General features: G+C 65.6%; 19 protein-coding genes. 11 read left to right on the top strand and 8 right to left on the bottom strand.

All coding sequences use genetic code 11. The annotated features are described in order from the left end of the window. Positions 1 to 22 precede the first annotated feature (22 nt). Positions 23 to 409 (top strand): response regulator, encoded by a 387-nt coding sequence (locus XI04_RS19890; RefSeq protein WP_028142891.1) that lies wholly within the window; start codon positions 23 to 25, stop codon positions 407 to 409. Positions 410 to 490: 81 nt separating this feature from the next. Here XI04_RS19890 and XI04_RS19885 read toward each other — a convergent pair whose 3' ends face one another. The 5 genes from XI04_RS19885 to XI04_RS19865 form a co-directional block, all read right to left on the bottom strand. Continuing rightward, positions 491 to 1,609: a branched-chain amino acid ABC transporter substrate-binding protein gene (locus XI04_RS19885; RefSeq protein WP_028142892.1), complete on the bottom strand. Its 1,119-nt coding sequence runs from the start codon at positions 1,607 to 1,609 to the stop codon at positions 491 to 493. Between the two features lie 162 nt (positions 1,610 to 1,771). Then, the gene (locus XI04_RS19880; RefSeq protein ID WP_026201689.1) at positions 1,772 to 2,515 is read right to left on the bottom strand and encodes an ABC transporter ATP-binding protein; all 744 of its coding nucleotides are present in this window, start codon (positions 2,513 to 2,515) and stop codon (positions 1,772 to 1,774) included. Next, complete coding sequence (locus tag XI04_RS19875) at positions 2,512 to 3,345, bottom strand: ABC transporter ATP-binding protein (protein ID WP_028142893.1); 834 nt, start codon at positions 3,343 to 3,345, stop codon at positions 2,512 to 2,514. The genes XI04_RS19880 and XI04_RS19875 overlap by 4 nt, the downstream gene beginning before the upstream one ends. Beyond that, on the bottom strand, positions 3,342 to 4,661 hold the full coding sequence (gene livM, locus XI04_RS19870) for a high-affinity branched-chain amino acid ABC transporter permease LivM (RefSeq protein WP_028142894.1): 1,320 nt from the start codon (positions 4,659 to 4,661) through the stop codon (positions 3,342 to 3,344). The genes XI04_RS19875 and livM overlap by 4 nt, the downstream gene beginning before the upstream one ends. Positions 4,662 to 4,672: 11 nt before the next feature. Then, the gene (locus tag XI04_RS19865; protein WP_028142895.1) at positions 4,673 to 5,590 is read right to left on the bottom strand and encodes an ABC transporter permease subunit; all 918 of its coding nucleotides are present in this window, start codon (positions 5,588 to 5,590) and stop codon (positions 4,673 to 4,675) included. A gap of 276 nt (positions 5,591 to 5,866) precedes the next feature. Between XI04_RS19865 and XI04_RS19860 the strand changes: the two genes are divergently transcribed. Further along, positions 5,867 to 6,049 carry a hypothetical protein gene (locus XI04_RS19860; RefSeq protein ID WP_018316535.1) on the top strand — a complete coding sequence of 61 codons (183 nt, stop codon included), beginning with the start codon at positions 5,867 to 5,869 and terminating at the stop codon, positions 6,047 to 6,049. Between the two features lie 225 nt (positions 6,050 to 6,274). Continuing rightward, positions 6,275 to 6,811, top strand: coding sequence for a hypothetical protein (locus tag XI04_RS19855; protein WP_038948021.1), 537 nt, complete (start codon positions 6,275 to 6,277; stop codon positions 6,809 to 6,811). On the opposite strand, the gene XI04_RS19850 is transcribed toward XI04_RS19855, so the two are convergent. The 3 genes from XI04_RS19850 to XI04_RS19840 all read right to left on the bottom strand — a co-directional run bounded on the left by XI04_RS19850 (position 6,773) and on the right by XI04_RS19840 (position 9,461). Beyond that, positions 6,773 to 7,165 (bottom strand): carboxymuconolactone decarboxylase family protein, encoded by a 393-nt coding sequence (locus tag XI04_RS19850; protein ID WP_028142897.1) that lies wholly within the window; start codon positions 7,163 to 7,165, stop codon positions 6,773 to 6,775. The two genes, XI04_RS19855 and XI04_RS19850, sit on opposite strands and share 39 nt — an antisense overlap. A 129-nt stretch (positions 7,166 to 7,294) precedes the next feature. Beyond that, positions 7,295 to 8,077, bottom strand: a complete 783-nt coding sequence (gene pcaD, locus XI04_RS19845) for a 3-oxoadipate enol-lactonase (protein WP_028142898.1) — start codon at positions 8,075 to 8,077, stop codon at positions 7,295 to 7,297. Positions 8,078 to 8,105: 28 nt separating this feature from the next. Beyond that, positions 8,106 to 9,461 carry a 3-carboxy-cis,cis-muconate cycloisomerase gene (locus tag XI04_RS19840; protein ID WP_152102731.1) on the bottom strand — a complete coding sequence of 452 codons (1,356 nt, stop codon included), beginning with the start codon at positions 9,459 to 9,461 and terminating at the stop codon, positions 8,106 to 8,108. Positions 9,462 to 9,634: 173 nt separating this feature from the next. Here XI04_RS19840 and XI04_RS19835 point away from each other — a divergent pair, with 173 nt between their 5' ends. The 8 genes from XI04_RS19835 to XI04_RS19800 all read left to right on the top strand — a co-directional run bounded on the left by XI04_RS19835 (position 9,635) and on the right by XI04_RS19800 (position 16,538). After that, a complete protein-coding gene (locus XI04_RS19835; RefSeq protein WP_028142900.1) occupies positions 9,635 to 10,081 on the top strand; it encodes an SRPBCC family protein in 447 nt (148 codons plus the stop codon). 134 nt (positions 10,082 to 10,215) lie between these two features. Further along, positions 10,216 to 10,701, top strand: a complete 486-nt coding sequence (locus tag XI04_RS19830; RefSeq protein WP_028142901.1) for a (2Fe-2S)-binding protein — start codon at positions 10,216 to 10,218, stop codon at positions 10,699 to 10,701. A 27-nt stretch (positions 10,702 to 10,728) separates the two neighbouring features. Beyond that, complete coding sequence (locus tag XI04_RS19825) at positions 10,729 to 11,535, top strand: FAD binding domain-containing protein (RefSeq protein WP_028142902.1); 807 nt, start codon at positions 10,729 to 10,731, stop codon at positions 11,533 to 11,535. 62 nt (positions 11,536 to 11,597) lie between these two features. Next, a complete protein-coding gene (locus XI04_RS19820) occupies positions 11,598 to 12,536 on the top strand; it encodes an AAA family ATPase (protein WP_028142903.1) in 939 nt (312 codons plus the stop codon). A gap of 160 nt (positions 12,537 to 12,696) precedes the next feature. Beyond that, on the top strand, positions 12,697 to 13,899 hold the full coding sequence (locus tag XI04_RS19815) for a vWA domain-containing protein (RefSeq protein WP_271610359.1): 1,203 nt from the start codon (positions 12,697 to 12,699) through the stop codon (positions 13,897 to 13,899). A 10-nt stretch (positions 13,900 to 13,909) separates the two neighbouring features. Then, positions 13,910 to 14,233, top strand: coding sequence for an XdhC family protein (locus XI04_RS19810; protein WP_007602422.1), 324 nt, complete (start codon positions 13,910 to 13,912; stop codon positions 14,231 to 14,233). Between the two features lie 2 nt (positions 14,234 to 14,235). Next, positions 14,236 to 14,937 (top strand): XdhC family protein, encoded by a 702-nt coding sequence (locus XI04_RS19805; protein WP_038948018.1) that lies wholly within the window; start codon positions 14,236 to 14,238, stop codon positions 14,935 to 14,937. After that, a complete protein-coding gene (locus tag XI04_RS19800) occupies positions 14,934 to 16,538 on the top strand; it encodes an NTP transferase domain-containing protein (RefSeq protein WP_038948017.1) in 1,605 nt (534 codons plus the stop codon). Before XI04_RS19805 ends, XI04_RS19800 begins: the two co-directional genes overlap by 4 nt. The last annotated feature ends 165 nt before the right edge of the window (positions 16,539 to 16,703 follow it).

Below are 16,703 nucleotides of genomic sequence, written 5' to 3'. Positions count from 1 at the left end.
TCGATCTGTGGGGGTCATTCCCATGCCTCGTATTCTCATCATCGACGACCAGAAGGACGTGCGCGCGATGGTCGCGATCGTGCTTCGGGTCAACCGTTACGAGGTTGCCGAGGCCGACAGCGGTGCGGCCGGGCTGAAAACCTTTGCGGAAGGCTCTTTTGACGCGGCGATTGTCGATATTTTCCTTGGCGACGTCAGCGGTGTCGACGTCATCGCGACCCTGCGCGAGCAGGCGCCGGGGCTTCCCGTCGTTGCGGTGTCCGGAATGACGGCGCTGGATTTCATGGAGCAGTCGTCCCACCTGGCCAACGTGGTCTGCCTGCAGAAACCGTTTCGGCCGAACGATCTCCTGCAAGCGCTTCGGAAAGCCCAGGCCGCGGCCAGCGGCGAGCTGCCTGCAGCCGTCTGAACCCGCTGCGAAAAGAAACGCCCCGGGCAAGCCGGGGCGTGGAGACGATCGTATGGCGGTCCGAGGGCGCGGCAAGCGGGCTTAGGTGCCGTTGCCCTTGATCTCGGCATAGTTGCCCTTGGCGTCCCATTTGTAGACGACGTAGTCGATCTGCTTGATGTCGCCCTTGGCGTCATACTCGACCGGACCGATTACGGTGTCCCACTTGCCGGCCTTCATCGCCTCCATGACCTTCTTGGCGTCGGTGGTGCCGGCCTTCTTGGCCGCCTGCGACCACACCTGCATCGCCGCGTAGGTGTAGAGGGTGTAGCCCTCCGGGTCGATATTCTTGGCCTTGAAAGCCTCGACGATCTTCTTCGCGGTCGGCTTGTTGCGCGGATCGGGGCCGAAGGTGAACAGCGTGCCTTCGCCGGCCGGGCCGGTGATGGAGGCGTACTCCTTGTCGGCGAGCGCGTCGCCGGCCATCAGCACGGTCTTGAGGCCCTGGTCGCGCATCTGACGCAGGATCAGGCCGCTCTCCTGATGGTACCCGCCGACATAGACGAGGTCGATGTTGTCGCGCTTCAAGCGCGAGACGATCGCGTTGAAGTCCTTGTCGCCCTTGTTGTAGGACTCGTACATCTTCTCGGTGACGCCGGCCTTGTTGAGCGCCTTCTTGGTCTCATCGGCAAGACCCTTGCCGTAGGTGGTCTTGTCGTTGAGGATCGCGATGTTCTTGCCCTTGAAGTTCTTGGCGATGTACTGCGCCGCGATCAGGCCCTGCTGATCGTCACGACCGCAGACGCGCGCCACGTTCCAGAGCTTGCGCTCGGTGAACAGCGGATTGGTCGAGGCCGGCGTGATCTGCAGCACGTTGCCGTCGGCATAGGCTTCCGAAGCCGGGATCGACGACGACGAGCAATAGTGCCCGGCCACGAACGGGATTTTCGCGCCGGCGATCTTTTCGGCGATCGAGCGCGCCTGCTTCGGGTCGCAGGCGTCGTCCTCGACGGAAAGCGCGAGCTTCTTGCCGTTGACGCCGCCTGCGGCATTGATATCGGCCACGGCCATTTCGGCGCCGTTCTTCATCTGGCGGCCGAAGGCGGACTCGCCGCCGGTCATCGGGCCTGCGACTGCGACGGTGACATCCTGCGCGAACGCCGCGCTCGACAGCGCGATCGACGCGCCGAATGCCAGACCGATGAGCTTCAGTGACTTCATGAGATACCTCGCGGGTGGTCGCCTGTGGAAGTTGCCGGGCGTGCCCGGTCCAAACCAACGCCATTCTCGAATGAATTTACCGAGAAGTCACCGGCAAAATACGGGCATCGGCAGAGATATCTCGCCACATTCGGCCGCACGCGGGTCGGGCTTGCCGGCCGGTCAGCCGTGCCGGCCGCCCTCCAGGTAGGCAGCGCGAATCTCGGGGCGCTGCAACAATTCGGCGCCGGTACCGGCCAGCGTGATCAGGCCATTGACCATGACGTAGCCGCGATGGGCGAGCTTGAGGGCGTGGTTGGCGTTCTGCTCGACGATCAGGACGGTCAGGCCGTCCTGCCGGTTCAGGGTGCGGATCGCATCGAAGATCTGGCGCGCGATCAGCGGCGCAAGGCCAAGCGAGGGCTCGTCGAGCAGGAGCAGGCGGGGACGGCTCATCAAGGCGCGGCCGATCGCCAGCATCTGCTGCTCGCCGCCGGACAGCGTTCCGCCGCGCTGGGCGTAGCGTTCCTTCAGGCGCGGAAACAGCGTGAAGACGCGTTGCAGCGTCGCCTCGCGTTCGCCCTCCGTGCATTCGGTGGCATCCGCCCCCATCTGGAGGTTTTCCGCCACGCTCATGCGCGGGAAGACGCGGCGGCCCTCCGGCGATTGCGCGATACGCAAATGCGCGATCTCGTGGGTCGGGACGTCGGTGATGTCGCGGCCTTCATACAGGATCTGGCCGGCGCGGGCGCGCGGCTTGCCGAAGATCGTCATCATCAGCGTCGACTTGCCGGCGCCGTTGGCGCCGATCAGCGCCACGATCTCGCCGGCATTGATCTCGACGTCGACGCCCTTCAGCGCCTCGATCTTGCCGTAGGCGGCGCGCAAGCCCCGGATCGCGAGCAGGGGAGAGGGCGCCGCGGTCACGACCCGCCCTCCATCACGGCTGCCGCCTCTTCCTCGTCGGCGCCGAGATAGGCGGCGATCACCTTGGGATCGTCGCGGACCTCGCGCGGCGTGCCTTCGGCGATCTTGACGCCATGGTCCATCACCACGATGTGGTCGGAGATCTCCATCACCACCGACATGTCATGTTCGATCAGGAGGATCGAGGTGCCGAGCTCGTCGCGGATCGAGAGCAGGAGCTCGCTCAAGGCCGCGCTCTCGCGCGCATTGAGGCCGGCGGCGGGCTCGTCCAGGCACAGAAGCGCGGGCTCGGTGCACATTGCGCGCGCGATCTCGAGCCGGCGCTGGTCGCCATAGGCGAAATTGCCTGCGGCATCGTCGGCGCGGTCGAGCAGATTGACCCGCTTGAGCCAGTCCGTGGCGAGATCAATCGCGCGCTTTTCGGCATCGCGATAGCCGGGAGCGCCGATCAGGCCGAGGAAGGTGAAGCCGGAGGCGCGCATCAGTGCGTTGTGCTGCGCCACCATCAGGTTTTCCAGCGCGGTCATGCCGGGAAACAGCCGGATGTTCTGGAAGGTGCGAGCCACCTTGGCTTGCTTGGCGATGCGGAAATCGTTCAGCCGCTCCAGCGCGATCGTCCTGCCGCCGGCATGGCTGAGGCGAATGGCGCCGCCGCTCGGTTTGTAGAACCCGGTGATGCAGTTGAAGACGGTGGTCTTGCCGGCGCCGTTCGGCCCGATCAACGCGGTGATCTTCTTCCGCTCGGCGGCGAAAGAAAGGTCCTGCACGGCAACGATGCCGCCGAAACGCATGGCGAGTCGGTCGACGCTGAGAATCTTGTCGCCGCTCATCCGTGCCCTTCCTTGACGAGGTCGGAGGAGATCGCTTGCGCCTTGGTCAGATACACGGTCGGTGCGCGATGGCCGATAAGGCCGCGCGGCCGCCAGATCATGATCAGCACCATGGCCATGCCGAACACCAGCATGCGATAGCCCTCCAGGCTTCGGAACAGTTCGAAGCCGCCGATCATGGCGAGCGCGGACAGCGCGACGCCGAGCTGCGAGCCCATGCCGCCGAGGACGACGATGGCGAGCACCAGCGCCGATTCCTGGAAGGTGAAGGATTCCGGGCTGATGAAGCCCTGCCGGGTGGCGAAGAACGCGCCGGCAAAGCCGCCGAACATCGCACCCGTCGCGAACGCCGTGAGCTTGGTGGTCGTGGTGTTGATGCCGAGCGCGCGGCAGGCGACCTCGTCCTCGCGCAAGGCTTCCCAGGCCCGTCCGATCGGGAGGCGGCGCAGGCGGATCGTCGCCCAGTTGGTGAGCAGCGCCAGCGCCAGGATCAGGTAGAACAGGAAGACGATGCGGTGCGTCGGCGAATATTCGATGCCGAGCCTGGCGGCGAGCCCGTCGTCGCTGTTGTCGAGCGGGATACCGAAGAAGGTGGGGCGGGGAATGCCGGAGACGCCGTTGGGGCCGCCGGTGAGATCCTGCCAGTTGATGATGACCAAGCGGATGATCTCGCCGAAGGCGAGGGTCACGATGGCGAGATAGTCGCCGCGCAGGCGCAGCACGGGGAAGCCGAGCAGGACGCCCCAGAAGGCGGCGAGGATGCCGGCGAGCGGCAGGCAGATCCAGAACGACCAGCCGAAATTGGTGGCGAGCAGTCCGTAGGAATAGGCACCGACAGCATAGAAGGCGACGTAGCCGAGATCGAGCAGGCCCGCGAGCCCAACCACGACGTTCAATCCCCAGCCCAGCATGACATAGGTGAGCACCAGGATCGCGAGGTCGAGGATGTAGCGCTGGTTATAGAAGATCACCGGCACCAGCAGCGTGAAGATCAGGAGCGCCGGCGCGAGGTAGCGGCCAATGAACGATATGCCGCTTTGCACCGCCGGCGGCACCAGCTTCTCGGCGCCGGTCGGGCCGATCCATTGCCGAAGCAGCTCGATCGCGATCGAGCCGCCGAACACGGCGGCGACGATGGACGCGAGGTCGCCGAAGCGGGTCCAATAGGTGAGCTGGCCGGAGGAGCCCGCCTCGGTGCGGATGCCGATCATCAGCGAGAACAGCACCAACGCGATCAGCGCATTGACGAAAGCCGTCTTCAGGAGAGCGGAGATGCCAGTTGCAGGTTTGGCCGTGTTGGTCGAGGGAGCTGTCACGCGCGCGACCGTCAGACTTTTTCGACTTCGGGACGGCCGAGCAGGCCGGTCGGCATGAAGATCAGCACCACGATCAGGATCGAGAACGCTGCGACGTCCTTGTACTCGACCGAGAAATAGGCCGACCAGAACGTCTCGATCAGGCCGATCGCGAGGCCGCCGAGCATGGCCCCCGGCAGCGAGCCGATGCCGCCGAGCACGGCAGCGGTGAACGCCTTGATGCCGGCGACGAAGCCCATGAAGAAATCGACGAGGCCGTAATAGAGCAGGTACATCAGGCCCGCGACCGCGGCGAGCGCGGCACCAATCACGAAGGTCATGGAGATGGTGCGGTCGACGTCGACGCCGAGCAGCGCCGCCATGGTCTGGTCCTGCTCGCAGGCGCGCATGTCGCGTCCGAGCCGGGTGCGCGATACCAGCCAGGTGAAGATCGCCAGCAGCACGATAGTGGTGATCACCACCATGATCTGGATGTTGGAGAGCTGGATCACGAAGCCGTCCGTGCTCTCATGCAGGGTGTAGCCACCGGTGATGAAGGGCGGGATCGGCTTGACGCGCGCGCCCTGCGCAACCTGCGAATAGTTGGTCAGCACGAAGGACATGCCGATCGCCGACAGCATCGGGGCGAGGCGGAAGGAATGGCGAAGCGGCCGGTAGGCGATGCGTTCGATGGTCCAGCCATAGAGCGCGGTGATCGCCATCGAGACCAGCAGCACGACCAGCAGGATCAGCGGGATCGCGGTCAGTCCGAACGAGATCAGGATCAGGAAGGTGATCAGGGCGATGAAGCCGCCGATCATGAAGACGTCGCCATGGGCGAAGTTGATCATGCCGACGATGCCGTAGACCATCGTGTAGCCGATGGCGATCAGGCCGTAGATCGAGCCCAGAACGAGACCGTTGATGAGCTGCTGGGCGAAGTAATCCATGGGCTGCCGTACCAAACCTGACGCGGGCTCAAAAGGAGCTCTTAGGAGAGTGGGTTTCTTGGGCCGTTTCTTGGGCCCCGGCAGCCCCTAAGCATTCTTCCGGATTTGTAACAGGAGGGAACTGGCGGCTGCAACAGCTCACGCTCTGGCAGAAGGTCTTGTACAGAGCTCATTTGGCCGTCGGTTCCGCAACTGCGAGGAACCGGGTTCCTCGGGCAACCAAAGCGGATGCCGGCCGTTATCTCGCCTCTGACGTCCAACAAGGGAGTTCCCCGAATGACGAAGCAGCAGAACCAGAATCCGGGTCAGCAGAGTCAGAACCCCGGCCAGCAGCGCCCAGGTCAGCAGCCGGGCCAGCAGCAGGGCGGCGGTCAGAAACCTGGACAGCAGCAGCAGAACGATCCGATGCGCCAGGGCGATCGCCCCGGCCAGCAGCAGGGCGGCCAGCAGGATAAGTAATTTGGGAGCCCGAGAAAGAAGGGTAGTGAGGAGGCCCCGCCGCAAGGCGGGGTCTTTTTTTGGCAGTTGGTTGCCGCGTCAATGCTGCGCATTGCCCCGGAACGACCGGGGGCAGGGCAGTTAAGGTAAACAAAGGGTTTAAATTGCCGCCACAGTCTGATGCGAGTTAGCTCCCGGCAAAGCTTTCCCAGCGGAAGGCGCGTGGTCGACGAAGCGGGAAGCGGCATGTTCAGGAATTGGCGGATAGGCTCGGTCAACGGCGCGCTGCTGGCGGCCTATTTCATTCCGGCCTGGACCATCGTCGCCTTCAACATCATCGTCGCACCGGTGCATGGCCTCTACGAGCGGCCGAGCGTCGCCGTCGCGCTGTTCCTCAGCGACCATCTCCAGATGGCAGGGATGAGCACGGTGCGCGCGGCCTGGCTGCTTGCGCTGGGCCGGCTCACCGTGGTGGCGTTCTTTGCGATCTATCTGGCTCTGCTCTGCGTCCCCCGGACCCGCAAGTCCGGCAGCAGCGACGAGGCGCTCGGGATCGCGCTGGCGATCGGCAGCCTGATCTCGTTTGCCAGCATGGTGATGGCTTCGAAGGTCGGCGAGATGGCCGCGCTCCGGCTGCACGCCACCGAGCTGCTGCTGCTGCTCGGTGCTGCTATCGTGATCCTGATCGAGCGGCCCGATGCGGCTCCGCAGAGCGTCGAGACCCCTGCCGAGATCCCTGCGTCGCTAGGTCTTGAGCAGGCCGAGCTCCTGCACAATCGCTGAGGCTTCCTTGACGGCGTGGTTCGCCGCCGGCACGCCGCAATAGATCGCCTGCTGCAGCAGGATTTCCTTGATGTCGTCGGGGGTGAAGCCCCCCTCCGCGAGCGCCGCACGCACATGCAGGCGAAACTCGTCCCATTGCCCGAGCGCGACCATGGTGCCGATCACCAGCACACGCCGCGTGCGCTCGTCGAAATGCGGCCGGGTCCAGATTTCGCCCCAAGCGTAGCGGGTGATCATGTCCTGGAAGTCGGTGTTGAACGCATTGCGGTTCGCGATCGACTTGTCGACCCAGGCATTGCCCAGCACCTTTCGGCGCACGTTCATGCCGGCATCGCGGCGCTTCTGGTCGTCCATTGTGGTGCCTCCAGTCAATCACTCCGGGGCGATGCGAAGCATCGAACCATGGTGCGCAATTGCGCACCTGAGAATCTCGAGATTCCGGGTTCGCCTCTTCGAGGCGCCCCGGAATGACGGTGACAACAACTAGCGTTGCGTCAAGAACCCCACCACCGCGTCCGTAAACGCGTGCGGCTGCTCGACGTTGGAAATATGCGCGGCGTCGATGATGGTCATGCTTGCGCCCGGAATATTCGAGCGGATCAACTCGCCCGCCGAGATCGGCGTCGCCATGTCGTGACGGCCGGCGATCACCAGCGTTGGGCTCTTGATCTTCGGCAGCAGCGCGCGCTGGTCGAGCGTCGACAGCGCCTCGCAGCAGGCGAGGTAGCCTTCGACGGGGGAGGCGAGCAGCATCGACTTCATCCTCGCGGTGATGTCAGGCTCGCGCTCGCGGAAGTCCTGCGTCAGCCATCCCGCGATCACGGCATCGGCGACCGCGGCGATGCCGCCCTTCTTCACGGCGTCGATGCGCTCCAGCCATTTGGTCGGCTCGGCATAGTAGCAGGAGGTATTGGCGAGGATGAGCTTGCCGAAGCGCTCCGGCGCGTTGGCGCCCAGCCATTGCCCGACCATGCCGCCCATCGACAGGCCGCACCAATGCACCTTCTCGATGTTGAGGTCGTCGAGGATCGCGAGCACGTCGCGGCCGAAGCGCTCCATGGTGTAGGGGCCGGGCGCAACGTTTGACTTGCCGTGGCCGCGGCGGTCGTAGCGGATGACGCGGAACACCTGCGTCAGCGCCTTCATCTGCGGCTCCCACATCTGCAGCGTGCAGCCGAGCGAGTTGGACAGCATCAGCGTCGGCCCGCCGTCGCGGCCCTCGACGGAGACGTTGAGCAGGCAACCGTCGGCATCGATCATGGGCATGCGGCGTCTCCGTCGTGCTTTGCGGTTCTTATTCGCGGTCGAGGCTGTCGAGCAGCCGGTCGATCAAGGCTTGGGAAGCCCCTTGATAGGCCATCGGCTCGAACAATGCCGCAATTTTTTCCGGAGAAAGATGGGCAGTGACCTGCGAATCGGCCGTCAGCACCTCGCGCAGATGTTTCTTCTCGGCGACCGCGCGCTTGCTGGCGGTCTCGATGAGATGATGCGCATCGCTCTTGCCGATCTTGTCGGCCAGCGCGAAGGTGACAGCTTCCGCCATGATCAGGCCGTGCGTCGCATCGAGATTGCTGCGCATGCGCGCGGCGTCGACGTCGAGGCCCTCGGCGATGTCGACGATGGCCGCCAGCGCGCCTGAGGCGACCAGCATCAATTGCGGCAGCGTCGGCCATTCCGCGTGCCAGGGGCCCGCGCTGCGCTCATGATCCTGCACTTGGGCCGCAAATATCGTCGCTGCAAGCTGCGGGGCCATTGTGGCGGCGCCCAGCGCGCTTGCGGCGGCGACCGGGTTGCGCTTGTGCGGCATGGTCGAGGAGCCGCCGCGGCCTTCGCCCGCGGGCTCGAAGGCCTCCGCGACGTCGGTCTGCATCATCAGCGAAACGTCGCGCGCGATCTTGCCGCAGGTTCCAGCCAGAATAGCGAAAGCCGAAGCGGCCTCCGCGATGCGGTCGCGATGGGTGTGCCAGGGCGCTTCCGGTAGCGGCAGGTTCAGCTCCTGCGCCAGCCGCTCGGCCACCGCCAGCCCCTTGTCGCCGAGGGCCGCCAGTGTGCCGGCGGCGCCGCCGAATTGCAGCGCGAGGCCCTCGCGGGAGAGCCGCCGCAGGCGGCAGCGGGCGCGAGCGAGGCCTGCGGCATATTCGGCGGCTTTCAGGCCGAACGGCATCGGTAGCGCGTGCTGCAGCCAGGTCCGTGCCACCATCGCGGTGTTGCGATGGCTGCGCGCCAGCGCGGCGAATCCCTTGATGGCGCGGCTGAGGTCGGCGTCCAGCGCATCGAGGCCGGCGCGAAGCGTGAGCATGGTCGCGGTGTCGATGACATCCTGGCTGGTGGCGCCCCAATGCACGTAGCGCGCGGCCTCGGTGTCGGCCCTGCCGACATTGGCGGTCAGCATCTTGACCAGGGGAATCGCCAGATTGCCCGATCGCGTCGCGGCCTCTGCCAGCGCCGCCATGTCAAAGAAATCGGCCTTGCATGCGGCCTCGATCGAGCCCACCGCAGAGGCCGGAATCACATCCGTGGCGGCCTCCGCGCGTGCCAGGGCTGCCTCGAAATCGAGCATGTTCTGCAGGGTCGACCGGTCATCGCAAACCGCGCGCATGGCGGCGCTCGACAGCATCGGTGCGAGCAGGGGGGAGAGGGATGTGCTCATATTGCGCGCGACCTAATCATCATGGCCCGGCTGTGCCAATCCCCAACCGCCCGCACACGTCTTTTTGCAGTTGCGAATTTGCATTGCACTTGACCGGGTGTCGCCCTTTCCTTTGCCGCGTGCCTGCGTTACTTGATCAGCACTATAAGTTACGCGATCCGGGAGGCACCCTCATGGCCATGACGATGAACGGCGAAGTCCAGCTTGCGGCGCCGCGCGAGGCCGTGTGGGCCAAGCTCAATGATCCCGAGGTGCTGAAGGCCTGCATCCCCGGCTGCGAGGAGCTCGAGAGGACCGAGGACGGCGGCTTTCGCGCAACGGCGAAAATGAAGGTCGGCCCGGTGTCGGCACGCTTCAAGGGCAAGGTCACGCTCTCCGATCTCGACCCGCCGAACGGCTACAAGATCTCGGGCGAGGGCGAGGGCGGGGTCGCCGGCTTCGCCAAGGGTGGCGCGGTGGTCAAGCTGGCGGAGAAGGACGGCGGCACGCTGCTGTCCTACGATGTCGAGGCGCAGATCGGCGGCAAGTTGGCGCAGCTCGGCCAGCGCCTTATCAACGGCGCCGCCAAGAAACTCGCCGACGAATTTTTCGCGAACTTCGCCAAGGCGGTACAGGGCTGAAGGTCATCGCCTTCGGCATGGCACCTTGCGTCCCGGGCGATGTTGCCCCGGGGCATAATGGCCCATATGATGGGTTGGAATAATTATAAGAACCGCTTCGACGGGACCCGTCGGGGCGCTGATAGAGAGTGCTTATGGCAAAAATCTCCCTCATCGTGAACGGCAATCCAGTCACCGCCAACGTCGATCCCCGCACCCTCCTGGTGCAGTTTTTGCGCGAGAATCTGCGCCTGACCGGCACCCATGTCGGCTGCGACACCTCGCAGTGCGGCGCCTGCGTCGTGCATGTCGACGGCAAGGCCGTGAAATCCTGCACCACGCTTGCGGTGATGGCCGACGGCCACGAGGTCAGGACGATCGAGGGGCTGGCCGCAGACGGCGCGCCGCTGCATCCGATGCAGGAGGCCTTCCGCGAGCACCATGGCCTGCAATGCGGCTTCTGCACGCCGGGCATGATCATGACCGCGATCGACATCGTGCACCGCAAGGGCAACGAGCTCGACGACCATACGATCCGGGAAGAACTGGAAGGCAATCTCTGCCGCTGCACCGGCTACCAGAACATCGTCGCCTCGATCTCCGCCGGCGCCAAGGCGATGGCGAAATCCGACCTCGCGTAACGCGCATCCCGCGATCAGGACATTCAGATGTACGAATTCAAATATCATCGCCCCGGGACCGTGCGGCAGGCCGCCAACCTCCTGGTGAAGAACGAAGACGCCAAGGTGATCGCTGGCGGCCACACGCTGATTCCCGTCATGAAGCAGCGCCTCGCCAGCCCCCCGCATCTGGTCGACCTCTCCCATATCGAGGGGCTCAATACGATCGAGATGAAGGGCCGTTCGCTGGTGATCGGCGCCACCGCCAAGCACGCCGAGGTCGCGACCTCCGCCATCGTTGGAGAGGCGATCCCGGCGCTCGCGAATCTTGCCGGCGGAATCGGTGATCCCGCCGTACGTCACAAGGGCACGATCGGCGGCTCGCTCGCCAACAACGACCCGACCGCGGACTATCCGGCCGCCGTGCTCGCGCTGGGCGCGACCATCGTCACCAACAAGCGGCGCCTCAAGGCCGAAGAGTATTTCCAGGGCCTGTTCTCGACCGCGCTGGAAGCCGACGAGATCATCACGAAGGTGATGTTCCCGCTGCCGAAGAAGGCGGCCTACGTCAAGTTCCGCAACCAGGCCTCGCGCTATGCGCTGGTTGGCGTGTTCGTGGCGCGGCGTCCGTCCGACGTGCGGGTTGCCGTCACCGGCGCCGGCTCCGAAGGCGTGTTCCGCGTCACTGCGTTCGAGGAAGCCCTGAAGAAGCGCTTCGCCGCGAAGGCGCTTGACGGCATCGAGGTGCCGGCCGAGGGCCTCAACAGCGATATCCACGGCAGCGCCGAATACCGCGCGCATCTCATCGGCGTGCTGACCCGGCGCGCCGTCGACGCCGCCAACGCCAAGGAGTGAGGTGACCTCACGCCTCGGCCCAAACTTGTCCCCGGTGAGGGCGTAGCGAGACTGGCTTTTTCATGACTTCAGCGGCCAATACTTCCGGGGCCAATACTTCAGTTGGGTTGCCCGCATCGGTCGATGCGATGCTCGAACTCCTGACGTCGCGCGGCTACCTCGCGGAGCGGTCGCTGGCGACGGTGACGTATCTCTCGCTGCGCATGGGCCGGCCGCTGTTCCTGGAAGGCGAGGCCGGCGTCGGCAAGACCGAGATCGCCAAGGTCCTGTCCGCTGCGCTCGGGCGGAAGCTGATCCGCCTGCAGTGCTACGAAGGCCTCGACGTCTCCTCCGCGGTCTACGAGTGGAACAGCGCCGCGCAGATGATCGCGATCCGGATGGCGGAAGCCGCCGGCGACACCGATCGCGACCAGCTCTCGAGCGACATCTTCGCCGACCGCTACATGATCAAGCGGCCGCTGCTCCAGGCGCTGGAGCCCGACGTCGCGGGACCACCGGTGCTGCTGATCGACGAGCTCGATCGCGCCGACGAGGCGTTCGAGGCATACTTGCTCGAAATCCTCAGCGACTTCCAGGTGACGATCCCCGAATTCGGCACCGTCAAGGCGCCGAGCCCGCCGATCGTCATCATCACCTCCAACCGCACCCGCGAGATCCATGACGCGCTGAAGCGGCGCTGTCTCTATCACTGGGTCGATTATCCCGCCGCTGAGCGCGAGCTCGCGATCGTCAAGACGCGCGTGCCCGGCATCTCCGCCAAGCTGTCGCAGCAGGTCGTGCGCTTCGTGCAGGCTTTGCGCAACCAGGACTTCTACAAGTCGCCGGGCGTCGCCGAGACCATCGACTGGGCCACCGCGCTGTCGGAGTTAGATGCCCGCTCGCTGACCCCGCAAGTGGTCGGCGACACGCTGGGCGCGCTGCTCAAATACCAGGACGACATCACCCGCATGCAGGGCGACACTCTGCAAAAGGTGCTGAAGGACGCGACCAGCGAGAATTGATTTCGCGCCACAATCGAGCTCGTCATTCCGGGCGCGACGAAGTCGCGAGCTATGGTGCGCAGTTGCACACCTGAGAATCCATAACCACGATCGGGAGTATGGATTCCGGGCTCGCGACAAGTGGCGCGTCCCGGAATGACGAGGGGATGGATACGAGACCATGGCCATCAACCACCTGGCGCCCGAGCAGACCGAGCAATTCGCCGACAACATCGTCGGCTTCGCCCGCGCGCTGCGCTCTGCGGGCATGCCGGTCGGGCCGGGCGCTGTCATCGACGCCATGAGCGCGCTCCAGGTGATCGACATCGGCAACCGCGCCGATGTCTTCACCACGCTGGAGGCGATCTTCGTCAAGCGTCATGAGCACGCGCTGATCTTCAAGCAGGCCTTCAACCTGTTCTTCCGCGCCTCGGAAGAATGGAAGCACATGCTGGATTCGGTGCCGCTACCTGACCAGGCCAAGAAGAAGCCGCAGGCGGGCTCCCGCCGCGTGCAGGAGGCGATGTCGCAGCCGCGCATGACCGAGACGCCGCAGCACCAGGAGCAGGATCTGCGCCTGTCGGTGTCCGACAGGGAGATCCTTCAGAAGAAGGATTTTGCGCAGATGAGCGCCGCCGAGATCAGCGAGGCGCTGCGTGCGGTCGAGCGGATGCATCTGCCGCAGGCCGAGCTTCTGACGCGCCGGCACCGGCCTGATGCGCGCGGGCTTCGCCTCGACCTGCGCCGCACGCTGCGCGCCTCCTTGCGCACCGGCGGCGACATCATCGACATCCATCGTCTCGGGCGGATCGAGAAGCCGGCGCCGATCGTGGCGCTGCTCGATATCTCGGGCTCGATGAGCGAGTACACCCGCCTGTTCCTGCATTTCCTCCATGCCATCGGCGATGCGCGCAAGCGCGTCTCGGTGTTCCTGTTCGGCACCCGGCTGACCAACGTCACCCGCGCGCTGCGCCAGCGCGATCCCGACGAGGCGCTGGCGAGCTGTTCTGCCTCGGTCGAGGACTGGGCCGGCGGCACGCGGATCTCGGCCTCGCTGCACAACTTCAACAAATTGTGGGCGCGGCGCGTGCTGAGCCAGGGCGCCATCGTGCTCCTGATCTCCGACGGGCTGGAGCGGGAGGCGGATTCCAGGCTCGCCTTCGAGATGGACCGGCTGCACCGCTCGTGCCGGCGGCTGATCTGGCTCAACCCGCTGCTTCGGTTCGGCGGCTTCGAGGCCAAGGCCCAGGGCATCAAAATGATGCTTCCGCACGTTGACGAATTCCGTCCGGTACATAATTTGAGTTCGATCCAGGAGCTGATCACGACGCTCTCCCGGCCGCTGCCGCCGCATCACCGCAGCCTGATCCGCTCCGCAGCTTGAGAGGCACCCCATGCTCGATCGCGACGAGGATATTCTGAAGGCGGCGGAGGACTGGCAGAAGGCCGGCCGTGGCGTCGCGCTCGCCACCGTGGTGGAGACGTGGGGCTCGGCGCCGCGCCCGGCAGGCTCCAGCCTCGTCATCAACGACGAGGGTACGTTCCTGGGGTCGGTTTCCGGCGGCTGCGTCGAGGGCGCCGTCGTCACCGAGGCCATGGACGTGATCCAGAGCGGCAAGCCGAGGATGCTGGAGTTCGGCGTCGCCGACGAGACCGCCTGGAATGTCGGGCTGTCCTGCGGCGGCACCATCCGCGTCTTCGTCGAAAAGGTCGGTTAGCCGTGAAGCTCGAGATCCTGCACGAACTCAACGCCGAGCGCGCCGCGCGCCGGCCGGTGATCCTGGTGACCGACACCGAGAGCGGCGAGCAGCGGCTGGTGAAGGCGAAGGATTTTGCAAAAGATCCCTTGCGCGCCGAACTCGACAAGCAACTCCGCATGGGCAAGAGCGCCAGTGTCGAGGCCGGCGGCAAGAAGCTTTTCCTCAACGTCTACGCGCCGACCGCAAAACTCGTCATCGTCGGCGCGGTCCATATCAGCCAGGCCTTGGCGCCGCTGGCGCGCTCGCTCGGCTACGACGTGACCGTCGTGGATCCGCGCACGGCGTTCGCCAGCCCCGAACGCTTTCCCGACGTTCCGCTGGTGGCCGAATGGCCGGACACCGCGCTGCCGCCGCTCAATGTCGATGCCTACACCGCCTTCGTCGCGGTGACGCACGACCCCAAGATCGACGACCCCGCGCTACTGCACGCCTTCGAGCGCGGCTGCTTCTATATCGGCGCGCTCGGCTCGCGGAAGACGCACGCCAAGCGCGGCGACCGGCTGCGGGCGCAGGGCGCCAAGGAAAGCGACATCGCGCGCATTCACGCGCCCATTGGCCTTGCGATCGGCGCGGTCTCCCCGTCCGAGATCGCGGTGTCGATCATGGCGGAGATCACCGCGGTGCTCCGCCTGCCACCCAAAGAAAAAGAAGAAGCGGCATGAAGTTCGGCTCGGCGAGCCCCAAGGATGCAATCGGCGGGGTGACCGTCCACACCCTGCGCCAGGGACCGCTGGTGCTGAAGAAGGGCACGACGATCGGGCCTGCCGAGGTCGAGCAGCTCACGCGCGCCGGCATCAAGGACATCGTCGTGGTGCGCATGGAGGCGGGCGACGTCTCCGAGGACGTTGCGGCCGCCGGCATCGCGCTGGCCGTCGGCGGCGAGGGCATTCATGTCGAGCGTGCCTTCACCGGCCGTGCCAATCTGTTCGCCGCACGTCCGGGTGTGCTGGTGATCGACCGCGCCGCGGTCGACCGCATCAACAACATCGACGAAGCCATCACCTTTGCGACGCTCACCGCCTACAAGCCGGTGGTCGAGGGCGAGATGGTCGGCACCGTCAAGATCATCCCATTCGGCGTCGAAGGCAGTTTGCGCGATGCCGCGGTGAAGGCCGCAGGCAAGGACGTGCTGAAGGTCGCGCCTTACGTGATCCAGCGCGTCGGCGTGGTCTCGACGCTGCTGCCGGGCCTGTCATCCAAGGTGATCGACAAGACGCTGCGCGTCACGGCCGAGCGGCTCGCACCGGCCGGTGCCAGCATCATCGCTGAGCGGCGGGTCCAGCACGACGAAGCCGCGCTGTCGGCGGCGATCAAGGAATTGCTCGGCCTCGGTGCGGAGCTCGTCATCGTGTTCGGCGCGTCCGCGATCGCCGACCGCCGCGACGTGATTCCGGCGGCCGTCACGGGGATCGGCGGCGAGATCGAGCATTTCGGCATGCCGGTCGACCCCGGCAATCTCTTGCTGATCGCGCGGGCCGGCGACGTTCCGGTGCTGGGCGCACCGGGCTGTGCGCGCTCGCCGGTCGAGAACGGTTTCGACTGGGTCTTGATGCGGCTCCTCGCCGGCATCAAGGTGACGCGCTCGGAGCTGATGGGTATGGGCGTCGGCGGCCTCCTGATGGAGATCGTGACGCGGCCGCAGCCGCGCGCACAGCCCGAGACCGAGGGCAATAGCCAGGTCGCCGCCATCGTGCTCGCGGCGGGCCGTTCGACCCGGATGGGCGGGCCAAACAAGCTGCTCGCCGAACTCGACGGCAAGAAGCTGGTGCGAATCGCGACCGAGCAGGCGCTGGCCTCCAGGGCATCCGAGGTGATCGTGGTCACCGGCCACCAGACCGAGCTGGTCGAGCAGGCGCTGCAGGGCCTGAGAGTGAAGTTCGTCAGGAATCCGGATTTTGCCGGCGGGATCGCCAGCTCGGTCAAGGCCGGCATCGCTGCCGTCCCAGAAGCTTGCGACGGCGCCGTGGTGTGCCTGGGCGACATGCCGCTGATCGATGCCGGCCTGATCGATCGTCTCATCGACGGCTTCGCACCGGATCGCGGCAATCTCATCGTCGTGCCCGTGAGCGAGGGCCGCCGCGGCAATCCCGTGCTGTGGTCGCGCCGCTTCTTCAAGGAGCTGATGACGCTCGACGGCGACGTCGGCGCGCGCCATCTGATCGCCAAGCACACCGAGGCCGTAGCCGAGGTGCCCGTCGACGGCGAAAGCGCCTTCCTCGATATCGACACGCCGCAGGCGCTGGAAGCTGCGCGAGGCGGATGACGGTGCCGTAGCTGCGTAGGGTGGATTAGCCGAAGGCGTAATCCACCACCTGTGTGTCTGCGCGGAGACAAAAGAGGTGGATTGCGCTTCGCTAATCCACCCGTGCGCGCACGATTTCAACCACCCGTTCACCATCTGGAAACGACCGCCGCTTAGAGTCGCCTC

The sequence above is a fragment of the Bradyrhizobium sp. CCBAU 11430 genome, from assembly GCF_028128855.1.
GTDB classification, from domain to species: domain Bacteria; phylum Pseudomonadota; class Alphaproteobacteria; order Rhizobiales; family Xanthobacteraceae; genus Bradyrhizobium; species Bradyrhizobium ottawaense.
This window is presented reverse-complemented; position numbering and strand designations above follow the sequence as displayed.

Excerpts from the sequence above, each read along its gene's own strand:
- XI04_RS19890 (WP_028142891.1), top strand. The coding sequence starts at position 23 with ATGCCTCGTATTCTCATCATCGACGACCAGAAGGACGTGCGCGCGATG.
- XI04_RS19885 (WP_028142892.1), bottom strand. The coding sequence starts at position 1,609 with ATGAAGTCACTGAAGCTCATCGGTCTGGCATTCGGCGCGTCGATCGCG.
- XI04_RS19875 (WP_028142893.1), bottom strand. The coding sequence starts at position 3,345 with ATGAGCGGCGACAAGATTCTCAGCGTCGACCGACTCGCCATGCGTTTC.
- XI04_RS19865 (WP_028142895.1), bottom strand. The coding sequence starts at position 5,590 with ATGGATTACTTCGCCCAGCAGCTCATCAACGGTCTCGTTCTGGGCTCG.
- XI04_RS19860 (WP_018316535.1), top strand. The coding sequence starts at position 5,867 with ATGACGAAGCAGCAGAACCAGAATCCGGGTCAGCAGAGTCAGAACCCC.
- XI04_RS19855 (WP_038948021.1), top strand. The coding sequence starts at position 6,275 with ATGTTCAGGAATTGGCGGATAGGCTCGGTCAACGGCGCGCTGCTGGCG.
- XI04_RS19850 (WP_028142897.1), bottom strand. The coding sequence starts at position 7,165 with ATGGACGACCAGAAGCGCCGCGATGCCGGCATGAACGTGCGCCGAAAG.
- pcaD (WP_028142898.1), bottom strand. The coding sequence starts at position 8,077 with ATGCCCATGATCGATGCCGACGGTTGCCTGCTCAACGTCTCCGTCGAG.
- XI04_RS19840 (WP_152102731.1), bottom strand. The coding sequence starts at position 9,461 with ATGAGCACATCCCTCTCCCCCCTGCTCGCACCGATGCTGTCGAGCGCC.
- XI04_RS19835 (WP_028142900.1), top strand. The coding sequence starts at position 9,635 with ATGGCCATGACGATGAACGGCGAAGTCCAGCTTGCGGCGCCGCGCGAG.
- XI04_RS19830 (WP_028142901.1), top strand. The coding sequence starts at position 10,216 with ATGGCAAAAATCTCCCTCATCGTGAACGGCAATCCAGTCACCGCCAAC.
- XI04_RS19825 (WP_028142902.1), top strand. The coding sequence starts at position 10,729 with ATGTACGAATTCAAATATCATCGCCCCGGGACCGTGCGGCAGGCCGCC.
- XI04_RS19820 (WP_028142903.1), top strand. The coding sequence starts at position 11,598 with ATGACTTCAGCGGCCAATACTTCCGGGGCCAATACTTCAGTTGGGTTG.
- XI04_RS19815 (WP_271610359.1), top strand. The coding sequence starts at position 12,697 with ATGGCCATCAACCACCTGGCGCCCGAGCAGACCGAGCAATTCGCCGAC.
- XI04_RS19810 (WP_007602422.1), top strand. The coding sequence starts at position 13,910 with ATGCTCGATCGCGACGAGGATATTCTGAAGGCGGCGGAGGACTGGCAG.
- XI04_RS19800 (WP_038948017.1), top strand. The coding sequence starts at position 14,934 with ATGAAGTTCGGCTCGGCGAGCCCCAAGGATGCAATCGGCGGGGTGACC.